20 protein-coding genes and 1 riboswitch are annotated in these 19,457 nt (G+C 68.9%); of the genes, 5 read left to right on the top strand and 15 right to left on the bottom strand.

Going from position 1 to position 19,457, the window contains the following annotated elements; translation table 11 throughout:
• Window positions 1–8: 8 nt before the first annotated feature.
• Together rph and IE226_RS07415 are read right to left on the bottom strand one after the other, a co-directional pair.
• A complete protein-coding gene (gene rph, locus IE226_RS07420) occupies window positions 9–749 on the bottom strand; it encodes a ribonuclease PH (protein WP_190080231.1) in 741 nt (246 codons plus the stop codon).
• Between the two features lie 95 nt (window positions 750–844).
• Entirely contained in the window at window positions 845–1,078 is a 234-nt protein-coding gene (locus IE226_RS07415) for a PTS sugar transporter subunit IIB (protein ID WP_055568676.1), read from the bottom strand.
• A 257-nt stretch (window positions 1,079–1,335) separates the two neighbouring features.
• On the opposite strand from IE226_RS07415, the gene IE226_RS07410 reads away from it, so the two are divergent.
• Together IE226_RS07410 and IE226_RS07405 are read left to right on the top strand one after the other, a co-directional pair.
• On the top strand, window positions 1,336–2,649 hold the full coding sequence (locus IE226_RS07410) for a PTS transporter subunit EIIC (RefSeq protein ID WP_190080230.1): 1,314 nt from the start codon (window positions 1,336–1,338) through the stop codon (window positions 2,647–2,649).
• Window positions 2,650–2,913: 264 nt separating this feature from the next.
• Window positions 2,914–4,179 carry a PTS transporter subunit EIIC gene (locus tag IE226_RS07405; RefSeq protein WP_190080229.1) on the top strand — a complete coding sequence of 422 codons (1,266 nt, stop codon included), beginning with the start codon at window positions 2,914–2,916 and terminating at the stop codon, window positions 4,177–4,179.
• An 80-nt stretch (window positions 4,180–4,259) separates the two neighbouring features.
• Here IE226_RS07405 and IE226_RS07400 read toward each other — a convergent pair whose 3' ends face one another.
• Window positions 4,260–5,012: an MBL fold metallo-hydrolase gene (locus IE226_RS07400; protein ID WP_190080228.1), complete on the bottom strand. Its 753-nt coding sequence runs from the start codon at window positions 5,010–5,012 to the stop codon at window positions 4,260–4,262.
• Between the two features lie 223 nt (window positions 5,013–5,235).
• Here IE226_RS07400 and IE226_RS07395 point away from each other — a divergent pair, with 223 nt between their 5' ends.
• Window positions 5,236–5,733: a type II toxin-antitoxin system PemK/MazF family toxin gene (locus IE226_RS07395; protein WP_190080227.1), complete on the top strand. Its 498-nt coding sequence runs from the start codon at window positions 5,236–5,238 to the stop codon at window positions 5,731–5,733.
• Between the two features lie 282 nt (window positions 5,734–6,015).
• On the opposite strand, the gene IE226_RS07390 is transcribed toward IE226_RS07395, so the two are convergent.
• The 10 genes from IE226_RS07390 to clpS all read right to left on the bottom strand — a co-directional run bounded on the left by IE226_RS07390 (window position 6,016) and on the right by clpS (window position 13,948).
• A complete protein-coding gene (locus tag IE226_RS07390) occupies window positions 6,016–6,969 on the bottom strand; it encodes a PLP-dependent cysteine synthase family protein (protein WP_190080226.1) in 954 nt (317 codons plus the stop codon).
• A gap of 6 nt (window positions 6,970–6,975) precedes the next feature.
• Window positions 6,976–7,263, bottom strand: a complete 288-nt coding sequence (locus IE226_RS07385) for a MoaD/ThiS family protein (RefSeq protein WP_190080225.1) — start codon at window positions 7,261–7,263, stop codon at window positions 6,976–6,978.
• Window positions 7,264–7,410: 147 nt separating this feature from the next.
• Window positions 7,411–7,512 (bottom strand): putative leader peptide, encoded by a 102-nt coding sequence (locus IE226_RS45215; protein WP_336605789.1) that lies wholly within the window; start codon window positions 7,510–7,512, stop codon window positions 7,411–7,413.
• Window positions 7,513–7,581: 69 nt separating this feature from the next.
• The gene (locus tag IE226_RS07380) at window positions 7,582–8,397 is read right to left on the bottom strand and encodes an ABC transporter ATP-binding protein (RefSeq protein ID WP_190080224.1); all 816 of its coding nucleotides are present in this window, start codon (window positions 8,395–8,397) and stop codon (window positions 7,582–7,584) included.
• Window positions 8,394–9,476: a FecCD family ABC transporter permease gene (locus IE226_RS07375; protein ID WP_373306900.1), complete on the bottom strand. Its 1,083-nt coding sequence runs from the start codon at window positions 9,474–9,476 to the stop codon at window positions 8,394–8,396. The genes IE226_RS07380 and IE226_RS07375 overlap by 4 nt, the downstream gene beginning before the upstream one ends.
• A gap of 32 nt (window positions 9,477–9,508) precedes the next feature.
• On the bottom strand, window positions 9,509–10,483 hold the full coding sequence (locus IE226_RS07370; RefSeq protein ID WP_190080223.1) for an ABC transporter substrate-binding protein: 975 nt from the start codon (window positions 10,481–10,483) through the stop codon (window positions 9,509–9,511).
• 45 nt (window positions 10,484–10,528) lie between these two features.
• Window positions 10,529–10,646, bottom strand: a riboswitch (cobalamin riboswitch).
• Between the two features lies 1 nt (window position 10,647).
• Entirely contained in the window at window positions 10,648–11,070 is a 423-nt protein-coding gene (locus IE226_RS07365; RefSeq protein ID WP_190080222.1) for a M67 family metallopeptidase, read from the bottom strand.
• A gap of 132 nt (window positions 11,071–11,202) precedes the next feature.
• Complete coding sequence (locus IE226_RS07360) at window positions 11,203–12,675, bottom strand: amino acid permease (RefSeq protein WP_190080221.1); 1,473 nt, start codon at window positions 12,673–12,675, stop codon at window positions 11,203–11,205.
• Between the two features lie 350 nt (window positions 12,676–13,025).
• On the bottom strand, window positions 13,026–13,622 hold the full coding sequence (locus IE226_RS07355; protein ID WP_190080220.1) for a DUF2017 domain-containing protein: 597 nt from the start codon (window positions 13,620–13,622) through the stop codon (window positions 13,026–13,028).
• 11 nt (window positions 13,623–13,633) lie between these two features.
• Entirely contained in the window at window positions 13,634–13,948 is a 315-nt protein-coding gene (clpS, locus tag IE226_RS07350) for an ATP-dependent Clp protease adapter ClpS (protein ID WP_190080219.1), read from the bottom strand.
• Between the two features lie 79 nt (window positions 13,949–14,027).
• Between clpS and IE226_RS07345 the strand changes: the two genes are divergently transcribed.
• Window positions 14,028–15,356, top strand: coding sequence for a nicotinate phosphoribosyltransferase (locus IE226_RS07345; protein ID WP_190080218.1), 1,329 nt, complete (start codon window positions 14,028–14,030; stop codon window positions 15,354–15,356).
• 140 nt (window positions 15,357–15,496) lie between these two features.
• Window positions 15,497–16,081 carry a nicotinamidase gene (locus tag IE226_RS07340; RefSeq protein WP_190080217.1) on the top strand — a complete coding sequence of 195 codons (585 nt, stop codon included), beginning with the start codon at window positions 15,497–15,499 and terminating at the stop codon, window positions 16,079–16,081.
• Between the two features lie 228 nt (window positions 16,082–16,309).
• On the opposite strand, the gene IE226_RS07335 is transcribed toward IE226_RS07340, so the two are convergent.
• Window positions 16,310–16,702, bottom strand: coding sequence for a hypothetical protein (locus tag IE226_RS07335; RefSeq protein ID WP_229870601.1), 393 nt, complete (start codon window positions 16,700–16,702; stop codon window positions 16,310–16,312).
• 147 nt (window positions 16,703–16,849) lie between these two features.
• The gene (locus IE226_RS07330) at window positions 16,850–19,264 is read right to left on the bottom strand and encodes an immune inhibitor A domain-containing protein (protein ID WP_190080216.1); all 2,415 of its coding nucleotides are present in this window, start codon (window positions 19,262–19,264) and stop codon (window positions 16,850–16,852) included.
• Window positions 19,265–19,457: the final 193 nt, after the last annotated feature.

The raw sequence follows: 19,457 nt of genomic DNA, 5'->3' as shown, positions 1-19,457 counted from the left end.
CAGGGCCGTTACTTCGTGGCTTCGAGCGCCTCGCGCTGGAACGCGGCCAGGTCCTCGCAGCCGCCGACCGCGAGGTCGAGCAGGGCGTTGAGCTCCTTGCGGTCGAAGGGCTCGGCCTCGGCGGTGCCCTGGACCTCGACGAAGCGGCCGTCGCCGGTGCAGACGACGTTCATGTCGGTGTCGGCCTTGACGTCTTCCTCGTAGCGGAGGTCGAGGAGCGGTACGCCGCCGACGATGCCGACGGAGACGGCGGACACGGTGTCGGTCAGCGGCTTGCGGCCGGCTTTGACGAGCTTCTTGCCCTGGGCCCAGGCGACGGCGTCGGCGAGTGCGACGTAGGCGCCGGTGATCGCGGCCGTGCGGGTGCCGCCGTCGGCCTGGAGGACGTCGCAGTCGAGGACGATGGTGTTCTCGCCGAGCGCCTTGTAGTCGATGACGGCGCGGAGGCTGCGGCCGATGAGGCGGGAGATCTCGTGGGTTCGGCCGCCGATCTTGCCGCGTACGGATTCGCGGTCGCCGCGGGTGTTGGTGGAGCGCGGCAGCATGGAGTATTCGGCGGTGACCCAGCCTTCGCCGCTGCCCTTGCGCCAGCGGGGGACGCCTTCGGTGACGGAGGCGGTGCAGAAGACCTTCGTGTCGCCGAAGGAGATGAGGACGGAGCCCTCGGCGTGTTTGCTCCAGCCGCGTTCGATGGTGATCGGGCGGAGCTGTTCGGGGGTGCGGCCGTCGATGCGGAGCGTGGAGGACATGCGGCTGACCCTATCGGCCCGGCTGACCCTGCCGGCACATGGCTGAGGGCCCTTGCCGGTGCTCGGCAGGGCCCTCGGCGGGTGGGCTCAGTGGCTCACATCATGTCTTCGATGTCGGCGGCGATGGGGTCGGCGTCGGTGCCGATGACGACCTGGATGGCGGTGCCCATCTTGACGACGCCGTGTGCGCCCGCGGCCTTCAGTGCGGCGTCGTCGACGAGTGCCGGGTCCTTGACCTCGGTGCGGAGGCGGGTGATGCAGCCCTCGACCTCTTCGATGTTGTCGATGCCGCCGAGCCCGGCGACGATCTTCTCAGCCTTGCTGGCCATGGTGTTCTCCCTGTTCTTAAAGGACGCGGCCTCACCACACCGTAGGCCCGCTTTGTCACGGTAGCGCACGGTTGGAGCATCTTCGCAGGCGCCTGCGGCACTCGTACCCAATGATGACGATCAAGGTGCCATCCCTGATGTCACCCCTCATGCCACCCCGCATGCCGTCCCGAGGGGCGGCACCGCACCCGTTCCGCAACTGGTCTACACCAGTTTTCAACGACCGCCAAACCTGGCTTGTTCCGGAGGGGACGCCGATGAGTACCGACGCCGCGGCGGCGCCGCAGAAGAAGTGGTGGAACGGGCTGTTCCAGGGCCTGCAGAAGATGGGCCGCAGCCTCCAGCTTCCCATCGCGGTCCTGCCCGCCGCCGGCATCCTCAACCGTCTCGGCCAGCCGGACGTCTTCGGCGCCGACGGCCTCGGCTGGGACAACGTCGCCAAGGTCTTCGCGGCGGCGGGCGGTTCGCTCCTGGACTCCGCCCTGGGTCTGCCGCTGCTGTTCTGCATCGGTGTCGCGATCGGCATGGCCAAGAAGTCGGACGGCTCGACGGCACTCGCGGCGGTCACCGGATTCCTCGTCTACTACGCGGTCCTGCGCGCCTTCCCCGACGACTGTCCCACCGACACCACTTTCGGCGCCGCCGGGATGTGGAGCGGCGTCTGCATCGCGGAGGACGGGACGGTCGCGCAGGCCGCGTACCAGAATCCGGGGGTGTTCGGCGGCATCGTGATGGGTCTGCTCGCCGCGTGGTTCTGGCAGCGCTATCACCGGGTGAAGCTGGTCGACTGGCTCGGCTTCTTCAACGGCCGCCGTCTGGTGCCGATCATCATGGCCTTCGTCGGTCTGGTCTTCGCCGGTCTGTGCGTGTGGATCTGGCCGCCCATCGGCGACGGGCTGACCAGTTTCTCCAAGTGGCTCGTGGACCTCGGCTGGCTGGGCTCGGGGATCTTCGGCGTGGCCAACCGGGCGCTCCTGACGGTCGGCCTGCACCAGTTCCTGAACACGTTCGTCTGGTTCCAGTTCGGCGACTTCGAGAAGCCGGACGGCACGATGGTGCACGGCGACATCAACCGGTTCCTCGCGGGCGACCCGACGGCGGGTCAGTTCACCTCGGGCTTCTTCCCGATCATGATGTTCGCGCTCCCCGCGGCGGCTCTCGCGATCACGCACGCGGCCCGCCCGGAGCGGCGCAAGGTGGTCGGCGGCATGATGCTGTCGGTCGGCCTGACGTCGTTCGTCACGGGGATCACCGAGCCGATCGAGTACTCGTTCCTCTTCATCGCGCCGCTGCTGTACGCGATCCACGCCGTGCTCACCGGTGTCTCGATGGCGGTGACGTGGGCCCTGGGCGTGAAGGACGGCTTCAGCTTCTCGGCGGGCCTGATCGACTACGTCATCAACTGGAGTCTGGCGACCAAACCCTGGCTGATCATCCCGATCGGCCTGGTCTTCGCCGTCGTGTACTACGCGCTGTTCAGCTTCGTGATCCGCAAGTTCGACCTGCATACGCCGGGGCGCGAGCCCGAGGAGGAAGCGGAAGCGCAGGACGTAGAGCAGACGAAGGCTTAACCGCCGTCAGGAACCCCGCCGCCGACCGGCCCACGCCTAAGCGGAAGACCCCCGGACGAAATCGTCCGGGGGTCTTTCAGCGTTTATTTCGCGTTATGGCGGACCCCACAAAACTCGTGGGTTCCTTACGTCACCTTCACCGTGCTACAACAGGTCTACACCACTAAATGGTGTAGACCACGCGGCCGTCCGCCGCGGCCCCGGAGACGCCGCCGTCCCAAACTTCCATGTCCCCTGGCGGCGCCTTGCCCACTGGAGGAAGTTGTGTCCACGGCCAGTTCCGCTCCCGCGGCCGAGAAGAAGAAGGGCGCCGGCGTGATGGCTGTCATGCAGCGCATCGGCCGCAGCCTCATGCTGCCGGTCGCCGTGCTGCCGGCAGGCGCGCTGCTCGTCCGCCTCGGCAACCCCGACATGCTCGGCCGGGACTCCTTCCCGACCTTCATCACCAAGATCGCCTCCTTCATGGCCGCGGGCGGCAACGCGATCCTCGACAACATGGCGCTGCTGTTCGCCGTCGGCATCGCGATCGGCTTCGCCAAGAAGTCCGACGGCTCGACGGCCCTCGCGGCCGTCACCGGCTACCTCGTCTTCAAGAACGTGCTCGCCACGTTCACCGACCCGAACCTCGACAAGATCGCGAAGGTCGTCGACGGCAAGATAGTCATGACCGAGGCCCCGGTGGACGCCAAGGTCCTCGGCGGTGTCGTGATGGGCATCGTCGTGGCGCTGCTCTACCAGAAGTTCTACCGGACCAAGCTGCCCGACTGGGCCGGCTTCTTCGGCGGCCGCCGTCTCGTCCCGATCCTCTCCGCCTTCGCGGGTCTGGTCCTCGGCATCGTCTTCGGCTACATCTGGCCGATCCTCGGCACGGGCCTGCACAACTTCGGTGAGTGGCTTGTCGGTTCGGGCGCAGTGGGCGCGGGCATCTTCGGTGTCGCCAACCGCGCGCTGATCCCGGTCGGCATGCACCACCTCCTCAACTCCTTCCCGTGGTTCCAGGCGGGCTCGTACGAGGGCAAGAGCGGCGACATCAACCGCTTCCTCGCCGGTGACCCGACCGCGGGCCAGTTCATGACCGGCTTCTTCCCGATCATGATGTTCGCCCTCCCGGCGGCCTGCCTCGCGATCGTCCACTGCGCACGGCCCGAGCGCCGCAAGGTCGTCGGCGGCATGATGTTCTCGCTCGCGCTCACCGCCTTCGTGACCGGTGTGACCGAGCCGATCGAGTTCACGTTCATGTTCATCGCCCCGGTCCTGTACGCGATCCACGCGGTGCTGACCGGTGTCTCCATGGCGCTGACCTGGGCGCTCGGCATGAAGGACGGCTTCGGCTTCTCGGCGGGAGCGGTCGACTTCTTCCTCAACCTGGGCATCGCGAGCAACCCGTGGGGCCTGGCCCTCGTGGGCCTCTGCTTCGCGGCCGTCTACTACGTGATCTTCCGCTTCGCGATCACCAAGTGGAACCTCCCGACGCCGGGCCGCGAGTCCGACGAGGAGCTCGCCGAGCTCCTCAAGGCCGAGGCGAAGTAGGCCTCAGCCTCAGCCGTACGAATTGAGAGAGCCCCGCCCGTTGTGATCAACGGTGCGGGGCTCTCTCGTGTCGCCAGGCGCTAGATCTCGTATACCTGTCCGGCCTTCGCGAGTTCCGTCGGTCCGTCGTACGCGGCTCGCGCGTCCGCCAGGTTCACCTGCGGGTCCGTCCACGGCGGGATGTGCGTGAGGAGGAGACGCGCGGCACCCGCGCGCTGGGCGGACTCGCCCGCCTCACGGCCGTTGAGGTGCAGGTCGGGGATGTTCTCCTTGCCGTGCGTGAAGGCCGCCTCGCACAGGAACAGGTCGGTGTCGGCGGCCAGTTCGTCGAGCACGCCGCACACACCCGTGTCTCCCGAGTACGTGAGGGACTTGCCCCCGTGCTCGACGCGGATGCCGTACGCCTCGACGGGGTGGTGCACCTTCTCCGTACGGACGGAGAACGGGCCGATGTCGAACGAGGCGGGCTTGACGGTGTGGAAGTCGAAGACCTCGCTCATCGAGGAGGCCGAGGGGGTGTCTGCGTAGGCCGTGGTCAGGCGCTGTTCGGTGCCCTCGGGTCCGTAGACCGGGATGGGGGCGCAGCGGCCGCCTTCGTGCCGGTAGTAGCGCGCCACGAAGTAGGCGCACATGTCGATGCAGTGGTCGGCGTGCAGATGGCTGAGGAAGATCGCGTCCAGGTCGTACAGACCGACATGGCGCTGCAGCTCGCCGAGGGCACCATTGCCCATGTCGAGCAGCAGCCGGAAGCCGTCGGCCTCTACGAGGTAGCTCGAACAGGCCGAGTCCGCGGACGGAAACGACCCCGAGCAGCCGACGACGGTGAGCTTCATGGAGCGGAGACCTCCGGGAGCGAAACGGGGGTTGTGCGGGGGCCTTGCGGGGCTCGCGAAGGGCCTTGCGAGAGGCCCTTCGTGGAGTGCTTCAGTCCGTCGAGCGTAAGGCGCAAAAGGGCCGGTCGCTCCTCCGCCGAGGGCCGTTGTGGGAGAACTCACCTGCGCTGTCACCGGTTCGGGGGGCGCGCGGGGCGGGGGGTGCGCCGGTACCGTCTGCGGTATGGATACGTCGTGGTGGCTCGCCCTGGCCGCTGTGGTGGTGCTCGCGGTGGTCGCCACCGTGGTGGACGGTTGGGGGCGTGGCAGCCGCGGGCCCCGTGGCCGGGCCACCCGTCCGCCGGGTCGTCCGGCGGGTCGGTCCGCGGGTCGGCCGCCTCGCCGGCCGCGCGGTCCGCGACGTCGGCTGCCCGCGCCGAAACCGGCGGAGATCTGGTGGGCGCGGGTGCCGTACGAGGACGGGCCCGGCAAGAAGGACCGGCCTTGCCTGGTGCTGTCCGTGCGGGGCGAGAGCGCGGTCGTCGCGAAGATCACCAGTAAGTACCACGATGACCGGGGCGGGGTGATTCCGCTGCCGCCGGGGTCGGTCGGGGACGCGCGGGGGCGGCCCAGTTTTCTGGAGACGGATGAGCTGCGGGATGTTCCGGTGTGGGAGTTCCGCAGGCGGGCGGGGCTGGTGGATCCGGCGTTGTGGGATCAGGTGCGGTACCTGGCGGGGTAGGGCGGGCGGAGTAGGCGGCGGGGTGGGGCGGACCCTGCGGGGCTTTCCCCAGTCCCGCCCCTTCCCCAAACCGGGGCTCCGCCCCGGACCCCGGCTCTCGGCCCGGGAAATCACCGGCTGCGCCGAGCTCGTCCTCAAACGCCGGACGGGCTGAGAACCCCGAACGCCAGGCCCACCCGCAAACGCCGGACGGGCTGGAGATATCCAGCCCGTCCGGCACTTGAGGACGAACCCGGCAGAGCCGGTGACGAACCGCTCCGCCGGGCGCCAGAGCCCTACGCCCTACGCCCAGAGTTGGCCCTGCAGCGTTTCGATCGCCGCCTCGGTCGTCTCGGCGGTGTAGACGCCGGTCGACAGGTACTTCCAGCCTCCGTCGGCCACCACGAAGGCGATGTCGGCGGACTCCCCCGCCGCCACCGCCTTCTTGCCCACGCCGATCGCGGCGTGCAGCGCGGCGCCGGTGGAGACTCCGGCGAAGATGCCCTCCTGCGCGAGGAGCTCGCGGGTCCGGGTCACCGCGTCCGCCGAGCCGACCGAGAAGCGGGTCGTCAGGACCGACTCGTCGTACAGCTCGGGGACGAAGCCCTCGTCGAGGTTCCGCAGGCCGTACACGAGGTCGTCGTAGCGCGGCTCCGCGGCGACGATCTTGATGTCCGGCTTCTGCTCGCGCAGGAAGCGGCCCACGCCCATGAGCGTGCCCGTCGTGCCGAGGCCCGCCACGAAGTGCGTGATCGAGGGCAGGTCCGCGAGGATCTCGGGGCCGGTCGTCGCGTAGTGGGCGCCCGCGTTGTCCGGGTTCCCGTACTGGTAGAGCATCACCCAGTCCGGGTGCTCGGCCGCCAGCTCCTTGGCGACGCGTACCGCCGTGTTGGAGCCACCCGCCGCCGGGGACGAGATGATCTCCGCCCCCCACATGGCGAGGAGGTCACGCCGCTCCTGCGAGGTGTTCTCCGGCATGACGCACACGATGCGGTAGCCCTTGAGCTTCGCGGCCATCGCGAGCGAGATGCCCGTGTTGCCCGATGTCGGCTCCAGGATCGTGCAGCCGGGCGTCAACCGGCCGTCCTTCTCCGCCTGTTCGACCATGTGCAGCGCCGGGCGGTCCTTGATGGAACCGGTCGGGTTACGGTCCTCCAGCTTCGCCCAGATGCGGACGTCACCGGACGGGGACAGGCGCGGCAGGCGGACGAGGGGCGTGTTGCCCACGGCCGCCAGCGGGGAGTCGTAGCGAGGCATCCGCGATCAGACCATGCCGCCGGCCACGGCCGGGAGGATCGTGACGTTGTCGCCGTCCGTGAGCTTGGTGGAGATGCCGTCCAGGAAGCGGACGTCCTCGTCGTTCAGGTAGACGTTCACGAAGCGGCGCAGCTTGCCGTCGTTCGCCGGGTCGATGAGTCGCTCGGCGATGCCCGCGTGCCGCGAGTCGAGGTCGGCGAAGAGCTCGGAGAGGGTGTCACCGCTGCCCTCGACGGCCTTGGCGCCGTCGGTGTAGGTGCGGAGGATGGTCGGGATGCGGACCTCGATGGCCATGGCTGGGGGCTCCTGTCGGGAGAGTCACGTGGGTGGGCGCGCGGCGGCCCGGTGGTGCGGGTGCGTAAGTGCGGATGCGTGAGGCTTTACTGCGCAAGGCTCTACGCGGGGATGGCGCCGCGGCTCACGGCCGTACGGCGGCGGCTGTCAGCGCGAACAGATCGCGCTGGAGAGCCTGCACAAATCGACGTGCAGACGCGCAACGAGCAGCATGCCCGGCATCTTGTCGCTCACGTCGTGGGGAACCATGCGGTCATCGTATCGATTCCCGGTCCGGGTTCTGGAATGTGATCTCGCATGGTGGACGGTTCGCGTCCATCACGTGGATGGGGGCAGCCGTGGCGCGGTCGGCGGCAGGTAGGTGACCGTGGGCGCGCCCGTCGCCGGATGCACCGCGACCTCCGCCGTCACCCCGTAGACCTCGGCGAGGAGCTTGCTGGTCAGGACCTCCTTCGGGGCTCCCGACGCGACGAGACGGCCGCGGTCGAGCACGTACAGGCGGTCGCAGTAGTAGGCCGCCAGATTGAGGTCGTGCAGGGCGAGGAGATTCGTCGTGCCGAGATCGCGGACCAGGGCGAGGATCTCCAGTTGGTAGCGGATGTCCAGGTGATTGGTGGGTTCGTCGAGTACGAGGACCCCGGGCTGTTGCACCAGCGCCCTCGCCACCAGGGCGCGCTGGCGCTCGCCGCCGGAGAGCCCGGCGAAGGCGCGGTGCGCGAGGTCCGCCGCACCGACCCGGGCCAGGGCCGCGTCCACTAGGGCGGCGTCCCGCGCGCTGTCCGCCTCCCAGAAGCGCTTGTGCGGGGAGCGGCCCATGGCGACGATCTGCCGGACGGTGAGCTCGAAGCCGGTGTGCCCGTCCTGCGGGACGGTGGCGATACGGCGGGCGCGGTCCTTGGCCGAGCCCGCCGCCAGGTCGGCGCCGTCCAGGAGCACGCGGCCGGCGGTGGGGGCGAGGGTGCCGTAGACGCAACGCAGGAGGGTGGTCTTGCCGCTGCCGTTGGGGCCGACGAGGCCGACTGTCTCGCCCGGTTCGGCGTGCAGGCTGACGTCGTCGACGAGGGTTTTCCCGCCCGGGCCCGTGCCCGTGCGGTAGGTGAGGGACTCCGTGCGCAGCTCGGCCGGGACGCTCATGCGGTTGCCTCCGTACGGTTCCTTCGCAGCATCCACAGGAAGAACGGGCCGCCCGTCAGCGCCGTGAGGACGCCGACCGGGATGTCCTGCGGCGCCGCGACCGTGCGCGCGGCGAGGTCGGCGGCCACCAGGAACAACGCGCCCAGCAGGGCCGCCACCGGCAGGAGCGCCCGGTGGGCGGCGCCGACCAGCATCCGGGCCGCGTGCGGCACCATCAGGCCGACGAAGCCGATGGCCCCGCTGTACGCGACGAGTACGCCGGTCAGGAGCGAGGCGAGGACGAAGACGGCGGCGCGGAAGCGGGCCGTGTCCAGGCCGAGGACGGTGGCACCCTCCTCGCCGACCAGGAGCAGGTCCAGGGGGCGGGCCAGGGCGACGAGCAGCGCCGTGCCGGCGATGAGCGCGGTGCCGGGCAGGGCGAGCATGTCCCAGCGGGCGCTGCCGAGGCCGCCGAGCGTCCAGTACAGGACTTCCTTCAGGTGGTCCGCGCTGTCGGCTGTGATCAGGATGAGGCTGGTCAGGGCGGAGAGGATGTACGAGACGGCCACTCCGGCCAGGATCAGCCGCCCGGTGGCGAAGCCGCCGCCTCCCGACCTCGCCAGGGTGTAGACGACGAGCAGCGAGAGCAGGGCGCCGGCGAAGGCCGCGGCGGGGATGGTGACGGTGGTGGCGAGTCCGGCGCCGATGCCGAAGACGCTCCCGAGGACGATCACGGCGACGGCCCCGGCCGAGGCGCCGGAGGAGACGCCGAGGAGGAAGGGGTCGGCCAGGGGGTTCCTCACGAGGGCCTGGAGGACGGTGCCGATGACGGCGAGCCCGGCGCCTACGGCTGCGCCGAGCAGGACCCGGGGCAGGCGGACGTCCAGCACGATCGTGCGGAACGGGGAGGGCTGTGCCCCTCCCGTCAGGATCTCCAGGACGTCGGACGTGGGGATGCGGACCGACCCCAGGGCCAGGCCCGCGACGACCGCCACCGCGAGTGCCGCGAGCAGTCCGGCGACGACCACGCCGTAGCGGAGTCTCCTGCTGACCGCGGCACGGTTGCCGTCGATCACCGGCTCCGCCGGGTTCGTCCTCAAACGCCGGACGGGCCGAGAAACAGAGAGCCGCCTCACAGCTGGTCCGCCAGCTTCTTCACCGCCCCCGGTGCCCGCACCCCCGTCACCACGTCCGACAGCGGCAGGACCGCGAAGCGCTTGTGCTTGATGGCGGGGACGTTCGCGAGGACGGGGTCGTTCAGGAGGCGCTTCTTCTTCTGGGCGACCGTCGTGCCGCCGTAGTCGAGGATGACGATCGTCTCGGGCCGCCGGTCGACGACCGACTCCCAGGACGCGTCGCCGAAGGACTTGTCCAGGTCGGCGAAGACGTTCCTGCCGCCCGCCCGCTCGATGATGTCGTTGCCGATGCCCCGGCCGCCCGCCGTGAACGCGGTCTTGTCGCCGCTGTCGTAGACGAAGACGGGGAGCGGCTTCCGGGACTTCAGCTTCTGGGCCGTGGCGGCCAGTTCCCGCTTGGCCTCGCCGACCCACTCGTCCGCCCGCGCCCGCACGCCGAAGGTGCTGCCGACCTCGCGGACCTCCTGGTAGACGTCGTTCATCGACACGGGCCGCTTCGCGCAGCCCTCGACGTTGAGGCGGCTCTTGATGCCGGACTTCGCCAGGGTTTCGCGGCTTCGGCCCTCGCCCGCCTGGAAGGCGCTCACGTAGCCGCCGTAGACGAAGTCGGGGTTCGCGGCCAGGAGTTTCTCGTACGAGGGGTACTCCTCGGCGAGGACGGGGGTGTCCGCGTACGCCTTCGCGTATCGCGGCAGTACCTTGTCGTCCAGGTACGCCGTTCCGGCAAGGCGGTCCTTCAGGCCCAGTTCCAGCATGACTTCCGTCGTGTGCTGGTTCATCGTCACGGCGCGCTTCGGGGGTGCGTCGTACGTCGTCCTCACGCCGCAGTTCGTGACCGTGTACGGGAAGCCGGGGGCTTCGGACTCCGACTTCGACGTGCCGCCCTCGGAGGCGGACGAGCACGCGGCGAGCGGGGCGAGCAGGGCCGCGGCGGTGAGCACGCGCAGGGACGCGCGTATGGGACGGGACATGGCTGAGCTGCCTCCTCCAGGGGATTTCCGCGTCCCCTGCGTCGTGGGAGAAGAAGGCGGCAGGTCAGTTCCTGACTGCCCCGCCCGCGAGGGGTGGGGTCACAGTGGCGGGACCGTGCCGGACTCGCACCGGCTTCCTGGGTCCTGCCGCCTCAAAGGTCAGCTCAGTATGCCTGGACGACCTTCACCTCTTCTTCGGTGACCTCGCCCTCGACGATCCGGAAGGAGCGGAACTGGAACTCGCCCGCGCCGTCGGTGTCGGCCGTGGAGACCAGGACGTAGTGGGCGCCAGGCTCGTTGGCGTACGAGATGTCCGTGCGCGAGGGGTATGCCTCGGTGGCCGTGTGCGAGTGGTAGACGATCACCGGCTCCTCGTCGCGGTCGTCCATCTCGCGGTAGAGCTTGAGGAGGTCGGTGGAGTCGAACTCGTAGAACGTGGGCGAGCGGGCCGCGTTCAGCATCGGGATGAAGCGTTCCGGGCGGTCCGTGCCCTCCGGGCCCGCGACCACACCGCAGGCCTCGTCGGGGTGGTCCTGGCGTGCGTGCGCGACGATCTGGTCGTGGAGGGCCTGGGTGAGGGTCAGCATGGCAGCCAGGATAAGCAGAAGGGCCGGCCCGTACCGAAGAGTGGTACGGACCGGCCCACATGCTGGGATCAGCTGGTGATCAGGCGGTGCTCAGGACGTCCGGGAGGTGATCAGGACTCCACCGTCAGGCTGTCAGGACTTGACCGCGTCCTTCGGGCCCGGCCGGCCGCCGTCCGCCGAGTCCTTGTTCTTGCGCTGCATGACCAGGTAGCCGACACCGAGGATCAGCGCCCAGACCGGAGCCGCGTAGAGCGAGATCCGCGCGTCCTTGTCGATGCCCATCATCACGATGACCATCGCGATGAAGGCGAGCGCGAACCAGCTCGTGTACGGGGCGCCGGGCGCCCGGAAGGTGGACTGCGGCAGCTCGCCGCGGTCGGCCTTGCGGCGGTACTTGATCTGGCAGACCAGGATCATGATCCAGGCCCACATGCCGGAGATGGTCGCGAAGGAGACGACGTAGTTGAACGCCTCGCCCGGCCACTGGTAGTTGATCCAGACGCCGACCAGCATCAGCGTGGCCGAGAAGGTGGTGCCGACAAGGGGCAGGCCGTTCTTCGTCAGCTTGGTGAAGAACTTCGGGCCCTGGCCGTTGAGCGCCAGGTCGCGCAGCATGCGGCCGGTGGAGTACATGCCGGAGTTGCAGGAGGAGAGCGCGGCCGTCAGGACGACGAAGTTGACGATCGCGGCGCCGATACCCAGGCCCATCTCCTCGAACGCCGCCACGAACGGCGAGACGCCCGGCTGGAACGTGGTCCACGGCACGACCGAGAGGATCATGATGAGCGCGCCGACGTAGAAGACGGCGATGCGCCACGGCACGGTGTTGATGGCCTTGGGCAGGACGGTCTTGGGGTCCTTGGACTCGCCCGCGGTGACGCCGACCAGCTCGACGGCGAGGAAGGCGAACATCACGATCTGGAGCGTCATCAGCGTGGAGCCGATGCCGTTGGGGAAGAAGCCGCCCTGGTCCCACAGGTGGGAGACGGACGCGGTGTCACCGGCGTCGGAGAAGCCGATGGTGAGGATGCCGGCGCAGATCAGGATCATGCCGATGATCGCGGTGACCTTGACCATCGAGAACCAGAACTCGAGCTCGCCGAAGAGCTTCACGGAGATCAGGTTGGCGCCGTACAGGATGACCGTGAAGATCAGCGCGTAGGCCCATTGAGGGATGGCGTCGTGGGTCCAGTACTGCATGTACTGGGCCGCTGCCGTTACTTCTGTGATGCCGGTGACGACCCAGAAGAGCCAGTACGTCCAGCCGGTCACGTACCCGAAGAAGGGGCCGATGAATTCGCGCGCGTACTCCGAGAAGGAGCCCGACACGGCGCGGTACATGAGCAGCTCGCCCAGGGCCCGCATGATGAAGAAGATGACGAGGCCGGCGATGGCGTACGCCAGGATGAGGCTCGGGCCGGCCTTGTGAATGGCCTTGCCCGCGCCGAGGAACAGGCCGGTGCCGATGGCACCGCCGATCGCGATCATCTGGATCTGCCGGGCCCCGAGCCCGCGCTGATAGCCCTCGCCCGAGGAGCCGGACGAACCGCCCGCTCCGCCGGCCTCATTGCCGTCGTGATGCTCTTCGACCTGCACTGAGGTCATGGTGACGCCTTTCTCCACGCTAGATCCGTGCCCGCGTCTGCGGATGGCAACGGATCAGGTCCTGATCCCCCCGGATATGGATGGAGTGCTACCGGCGGTCTGCCGGCCCGAGCGCCACCGGTGACATGGGTGGCGTCACCGAGTGGTCGTGAAGATTTATCACGGCCGCAACAGTGATCGGTCGAGCCGCGTGTGGCTCACGCCACGAGAAGAACCGGACAAAATTCCCTCACGGCCTCAAAGGCGGGCACGGAAGTGACGCGATCGTTATCCGGATTTGAGCGTCCGATGAGCGAACGGTGATGGTCACTGGTCTATACACCGACTTTGCGGAAGCTACGGTGTGACTTCTAACCGATGAGCGTGCCGACCAACGTCTCCTGGAGACCGCCGAGCCAGAGGTAGGCCATCACCATCGGCTTGCGCGGGTCGGCGTCGGGCAGCTGGAAGAGCAGGTCCGTGTCGTCCTCGTCGGTCACTTCGAGGCGGGCGCCGATCGCGAGGCGCAGGTCGTTGAGCGCGCCCAGCCAGTGCCGCGACTCGTCGGCGGACAGCTTCAGGACGGCGCCGCCCTCGCCCCTGGACGCCGTGGCGTCGAGGCAGCGGATCACCACCAGGGCGTCGTCGCGCTTCTTGGCCCGCAGGTCGTTCTCGGTGAAGCGCCTGAACTCGGAGGAGTACGCGCGCAGTTCGTCCTCATCGGCCTTCTCGCTGCCGGGGCCGCCGTACGCGTCCGGGAGCAGTCGCTTGAGGACCGGGTCGGCGGGCGGCTCGCTCGGACCCTCCGCGAACAGCTCCGCGAGGGGGTCGTCGGAGGCGTCCTCGGCCGGTCCCGGGCCGATCAGCTCCAGGAGCTGCACGGCGAGGGAGCGGATGATCGAGATCTCGACCTCGTCGAGCGCGACGGCGGCGCCGCCCCCGGGAATGGCTTCGAATTGTCCTGGCATCAGATGCGTCGCTACTTCCGGTCCTGCTGGAGGGTGGCCCACAGGCCGTACCCGTGCATGGCCTGTACGTCGCGCTCCATCTCCTCGCGGGAGCCGGTGGAGACGACCGCGCGGCCCTTGTGGTGCACGTCCATCATCAGCTTCGTGGCCTTCTCCTTCGAGTACCCGAAGTAGGACTGGAACACATAGGTCACGTAACTCATCAAGTTGACCGGGTCGTTGTGGACGAGCGTGATCCAGGGAACGTCGGGCTCCGGGACGGCGAAGGCTTCTTCGTCGGATTCCGGGCGGGTGATCTCTGCAGGAGCCGTACTCACCCCACCCATGCTGCCACCCGGAGGGGGCCCTCGCACAAATGGGCCAGGAAATCGTCAGAGTGACGAGATGCGGGGTAGCATCCTTCATATGAACACAGCGGACCTTGGGCTGCCGGTGGATGTTCCGTCGACAGCGCTCTTCACGGATCACTACGAGCTCACGATGCTGCAGGCCGCGCTGAAGGCCGGCACCGCCGACCGGCGCTCCGTCTTCGAGGTCTTCACGCGCAGACTGCCCGAGGGGCGCCGCTACGGAGTGGTGGCCGGCACCGGCCGGGTCCTGGACGCCGTGGAGAACTTCCGCTTCGACGCCGACGTCATCGGATTCCTGCGCGAGCGCCGCGTCGTCGACGAGGAAACCCTCTCGTGGCTCGCGTCGTACCGCTTCAGCGGCGACATCTGGGGCTATCCCGAGGGCGAGGTCTACTTCCCCGGCTCCCCGATCCTGCGCGTCGAGGGCTCCTTCGCGGAGTGCGTGCTCCTGGAGACGGTGATCCTCTCCATCCTCAACCACGACTCGGCGATCGCGGCCGCCGCCTCCCGGATGGCCTCGGCCGCCGGGGAGCGCCCGCTGATCGAGATGGGCGCACGGCGTACGCACGAGCTGGCGGCCGTCGCCGCCTCGCGCGCCGCGTACGTCGGCGGCTTCACCACCACGTCCGATCTGGCGGCCGGGTTCCGCTACGACATCCCCACCGTCGGCACATCGGCCCACGCCTTCACCCTTCTGCACGACAACGAACGCGACGCCTTCCAGGCCCAGGTCGACTCCCTGGGCCCCGGCACGACGCTGCTCGTCGACACGTACGACGTGACCGCCGCCGTCCGCACCGCCGTGGAGGTCGCCGGTCCCGAGCTCGGCGCCGTCCGCATCGACTCCGGTGACCTGCTCCTGGTCGCGCACCGGGTGCGCCAGCAGCTGGACGAGCTCGGCGCCACGAACACGAGGATCGTCGTGACGTCGGACCTCGACGAGTACGCCATCGCCTCGCTCGCGGCGGCGCCCGTGGACGCGTACGGCGTGGGCACGCAGCTCGTCACCGGGTCCGGGCACCCGACGTGCTCGATGGTCTACAAGCTGGTGGCCCGCGCCCACTCGGCGGACCCGAAGGCTCCGCTGGAGCCGGTGGCCAAGAAGTCGCTCGGCGCCAAGTCGTCCGTGGGCGGCCGCAAGTGGTCCGCCCGGCGGCCGGACGAGCACGGGATCGCCGAGGCCGAGGTGATCGGCACGGGCGCGGTGCCCGCGGAGCTGGCCGACCACCAGCTGCTCGTCGAGCTGGTCAAGGGCGGCGAGGTGCTTGCGCGCGAGCCGCTCGACACCGTGCGCGACCGGCACGCGGCGGCGCGGGGGCGGCTTCCGCTGTCGGCCACGCAGCTGTCGAAGGGCGAGGCCGTCATTCCGACGGAATACGTCTGACGATTGCCTCCGATTGTGCGCCGGAGCGGAGAGCGGGGCGCTCGAACGCCCTCTCCCGCTGCGCGCTCGAAGTCTCTACGCTCGGTTCATCCGGCCGAGCCCTCACCGGCAGCGAGTCTTGCCCGACCGAAGGACACCCGATGCGCCGCGCTCTGATCGTCGTCGATGTGCAGAACGACTTCTGCGAGGGCGGCAGCCTCGCGGTCAGCGGGGGTGCCGACGTGGCCGCCGCGATCACCGACCTGACCGGTCAGGCGCCCGCCGGCTACCGCCACGTGGTGGCCACCCGCGATCACCACATCGACCCCGGCGACCACTTCTCGGACCAGCCGGACTACGCCCACTCCTGGCCCCCGCACTGCGTGGCGGGTACGGAGGGCGGCAGCTTCCACCCGAACTTCGCGCCGGCCGTCGCGTCCGGGGCGATCGACGCGGTCTTCGACAAGGGGGCCCACTCGGCCGCCTACAGCGGCTTCGAGGGGGCCGACGAGAACGGCGTCCTGCTGGCGGACTGGCTGCGGGCCCGGAAGATCACCGAGGTGGACGTGGTGGGCATCGCCACGGACCACTGCGTCCGCGCCACGGCACTCGACGCGGTACGCGAGGGCTTCGCCACGACAGTCCTCCTGGACCTGACCGCAGGCGTCTCCAAGGAAACAACGGAACGAGCCTTGGAGGACCTCCGCAAGGCGGGCGTAGAACTAACGGGCAAGCCGGTGGTCTAGACCAACCTCACAAGGAAGGCCCCGCAAGGGGCGCGAGGAACGGCGCGCCAAGCCCCCACCGGACCCGCAGACAAGAAAAGCACCCACGCCCCGATCAGGGGCGCGGGGAACTGCGCGCCAAGCCCCCACCGACCCGCAGACAAGAAAAGCGCCCACACCCCGATCAGGGGCGCGGGGAACTGCGCGCCAAGCCCCCACCGGACCCGCAGGCACCAGCAAGCGCCCCGCTCAGACCCCCGTAGGCCTGGGCCTGACGCCGAACCCCGGAGCACCGGGTCTCTGCCCAGGGGAATGCCCCTGCAAGGCCTGCCCCTGCAAGGCCTGCCGCTTCAACGCCCTGATCGGATGCCAAAGCTCAGCCGCACCGTCCGGCGCCGTACGCCATATCAACCCGTCCGGGTGATGCAGCACCGCCGTGATCTCGTCCGGCGTGGGCGGCTCCGCGTTGCCGCGGAGATAGACGGCCCGCATACCCAGGTTCCGCAGCCGCGTCAACGCCCTGGCGCGGTTCATCGCGTGCACGATCATCCTGACGTTGCCGCCGCCCGCGTACGGGCTCGGCAGGGTCAGGGCCACCACCACGCTGCCGTTCGGCAGCTTGCTGAAACCTCCTGCGGACATGGCTGGTCACACCCCCGTGAGACGGCGCACGAGGCCCCTGGCCGGGCCCCGTGTCAATAAGGAATCCACAGGACGCACCTAAACACGATCGGCCGCCGCCCGCTAGGGGGCGGCGGCCGATCATGGCTTGACCTGCGCAAACGCTAATTACTTCGAGGAGGGGCCGACCTGGACCGTGATCGTCGAGCCGTCCTTCGGCTGCTTGATGATCTTGATCTGAGTGTTGGTGTCAGTGACCTTGACACTTCCCGTGCCGTTCTCCTTGTACCAGTAAGTGCCCTTGCGGTCGTCGAAGACCGGGACACCCTTCTGGGACTTGATCTTCAGCGCGACGTCCGCGTTGTGGAGCGTGAACTTGTCGGTCGCGTACTTGCTGAAGGGCGCGTCAAACGGCTGGATCTTGTTCCGCAGCAGGGTGCCGTCCGTCCACTTGAGCGGCTTGGCGTGCGCGTCCACCGGAAGGATCAGGCCCTCGCCCGGGTGGGCGCTGGTGTTGTTGTCCTTCTGCGAGGTGTCCCACTGCCAGATCATCAGGCCGGTCTGGTACGGGTAGTGCTCGACCCAGTCCGGACGGGACTTGGAGAAGCCGAAGTTGTACGGGCCGACCTCGAGGGTCTTGTCGTACGACTCGTACTGGCGGTTCTCGGCGAGGTAGTACTGGTCGTACTTCTTGGTGAAGGACTCGCCGATGCGCGAGAAACCCTTCGCCGTCCAGCCGTTGTCGTCGCCCTCGGCGCCGTCCTCGAAGACCTTGGCGCCGTCCGCGGTGACCGCGAGCGCGTCGGCCGCGAAGCCCTTGCCGCCCGCGCCGCCGTCCGTGGAGTAACGGAAACGGAGGTCGATCTTCTTGCCGGCGTACGCGTCGAGCGGGAACGCCAGCTTCTTGTACGCGCCCGAGGCACCGGTCAACGCGGGCTTGTCGCCGGCGTCGCGCGGGATGGCCTTGCCGTCCGCGGTGCCGTCCACCGGCGTCCAGTTGGCGCCGCCGTCCGTGGACACCTCGGTGTAGAGGTAGTCGTAGTTGGCCTCGATGTCCCACCAACCGTCGAGCGTGAGCCCGGCCTTGGACTTGCCGGTCAGGTCGACCGAGCGCGTCAGGGTGTTCTTGAGGTCGTCGCCCTGGTCGCTCCACCACTGCTTGGAGCCCTCGGTGGGCTTGGTGACCGTGGTGGTGACGGGCTTCTTGGGCAGTTCGACGACGAGCGCCTGGCGGTGGCGGGTGTTGTACTCCGAGACGCCCAGCTTGTGCTCGGACGTCGTCGCGGCCTTGGCCTTGGCGTAGTCGAGCCAGCCCAGCTGGAACTTGTCCCAGGCCGTCATGTCGCCGGGCAGGTCACCGATGGCGTCCTTGCCGGTGCCGAGCCACGAACCGGCCGACATCAGCGACCAGAAGCCGACCGAGTTCTCGCCCTTGCCCGAGGTGTCGTACAGGTCGGGCAGGCCCAGGTCGTGGCCGTACTCGTGGGCGAAGACGCCGAGGCCGCCGTTCTCCGGCTGCATCGTGTAGTCGCCGACCCAGATGCCCGAGTCGCCGATCTGCGTGCCGCCCGCCTTGTTCTGGCCGGGGCCGGTCTTGCCCGCGTCGCTGCCGTACGCGTACCAGCGGTGCGCCCACAGGGCGTTGGTGCCCTCGGCGCCGCCGCCGGCCGACTCGTCCTCGCCCGCGTGGACGATCTGGAAGTGGTCGATGTAGCCGTCGGGCTCGTTGAACTCGCCGTCGCCGTCGAAGTCGTAGCGGTCCCAGAGGTCGTACTTGGCGAGGTCGGCCTTGATCTGGGCGTCCGTGCGGCCCTGTGCCTTCTGGTCCTTGGTCCAGGCGGTGACGCCGTCCTTCACCGCGTCCCAGACGTTGGCACAGTTGGTGTCGCCGCAGTAATTGGAGCCGTAACGGGCCTCGTTGTAGTCGACCTTGACCCAGTCGGAGACCTCGCCGTCGACCGAGTAACGGCCGGAGGAGGTCTTCTCGTAGTAGGTCTTCAGCGAGTGCTTCTGCTTGCCCTTGCTGTCCTTGCCCTCACCGAAGTAGAGGTCCTGGAAGTGCTTCTGGTTGTAGTCCTTCTGCCAGGCCGTGCTGTTGTCCTTCGCACGGTCCGGCTCGGCTATCTGGTTGTGCGCGGGGCCGGGCTTGCCGCCGTACTTCTTGACGGGCGGCTTGGGTCCTTCCGCGCCGTCCGGGTCGTACATGGTGGTGTCGTCCACCTTGTCGCCGAACTCGACCAGGATCGTGAAGATCTTGTCGGTCTTCTCCCGGCCGAGCTCGACGTACTTCTTGTCGTCGAGCTTCACGACCTGGGAGCCGCCGCGCTTCTGCACCTTGGCGTCGCCCTCGATGACCTGCTGGAGGGCGGCCTTGCGCTGCTGCGCCTGCTGCTTGCTGAAGGGCCCTTCGAGGTCGTGGTCGACCTGCGCCTTGGTCCTGCCCGGGTCCTGCCGGTCAATGGCGGGAGCCCCGGTGGAGCCGCTGTCGTCGGCCGATGCGGTGGCTGCCGAGAACGTGGCGGCTGCCGCGGCCATCGCCACGGCAGCCGCGGTGGCTCTGAACGTCCGTCTGCTGACTGTCACTTGATGCTGTCCTCCCCCGCGTCCGCGCGAAGGCGGGCCGAGGTCCCGGTCGGAGGAGGTCCGCGCGCGATACGCGTCACAAGTGACGACATTCGACCGGAGATGCGGGAGAAAAGACAGACCTTGACTTGAACAGGCCAAGTGCACTATGCAGGCTCGGAGATCCGCTATCCGGACAGGTGCACCCGCCCGG

This window comes from Streptomyces longisporoflavus, from assembly GCF_014649775.1.
GTDB classification, from domain to species: Bacteria; Actinomycetota; Actinomycetes; order Streptomycetales; family Streptomycetaceae; genus Streptomyces; species Streptomyces longisporoflavus.
Note: the sequence above shows the minus strand (reverse complement) of the source record. Positions and strands in the feature narration are given on the sequence as shown.